At 69.1% G+C, this 599-nt stretch carries 1 protein-coding gene and 1 pseudogene; both read left to right on the forward strand.

Going from position 1 to position 599, the window contains the following annotated elements; translation table 11 throughout:
• Positions 1-199: pseudogene (locus tag HUK84_RS22060) on the forward strand (glycosyltransferase); the annotation flags it as partial.
• Positions 200-239: 40 nt separating this feature from the next.
• A partial coding sequence (locus HUK84_RS22065; RefSeq protein WP_246285835.1) for a squalene/phytoene synthase family protein occupies positions 240-599 on the forward strand: 360 nt, incomplete at its 3' end.

Genomic DNA, 599 nt, shown 5'->3' on the forward strand with positions numbered 1-599 from the left:
GTCGATGGCGTCGTTCGTGCCGACGCTGCGCCGGTTCGGCCTGCCGGCCGCCTGGGCGCTGCTGCTGCCGGCGATCGCGAGCTTCTATAGCGCGGCGACGATCGGCTCGGCCATCGATCATCATCGGGGCCGGGGCGTGGTGTGGAAGAGCCGTGCCTATACCGAGGCGACCGGCGCCGGCGATGCGCCCGCGCCATGACATTTCAATCCCAAACCCGCCGCAGATGACCGGACGTTCCATGACCAGACGCGCTACGAAGACCCAGAAACGGAAGAAGCGGGACGTGGACGCGCCGCGACCGGAGGATGGACCCAAGGACGCGCTGGGCGCACGCGAGGACGCGTCCGTCTGGGGGACCGAGGACGTGTCGTCGGGCAAAGGGGCGGGGGATGAGAATTTTCCCGTCGGTTCGCTGCTGATCAGCCGGCGGCTGCGCCCGCATGTGCATGCCTATTACGATTTCGCCCGGGTGATCGACGACATCGTCGATACCGACCGGCTGTCGGCCGAAGCCAAGATCGCGCGGCTGGACGCCATGGAGGACGTGGTGCTGGGCCGCCGCCAGGCGCCGTTGCGGCGCGACGCCCAGACCGCCGTG

Source organism: Nguyenibacter vanlangensis, from assembly GCF_013376155.1.
GTDB classification, from domain to species: domain Bacteria; phylum Pseudomonadota; class Alphaproteobacteria; order Acetobacterales; family Acetobacteraceae; genus Gluconacetobacter; species Gluconacetobacter vanlangensis.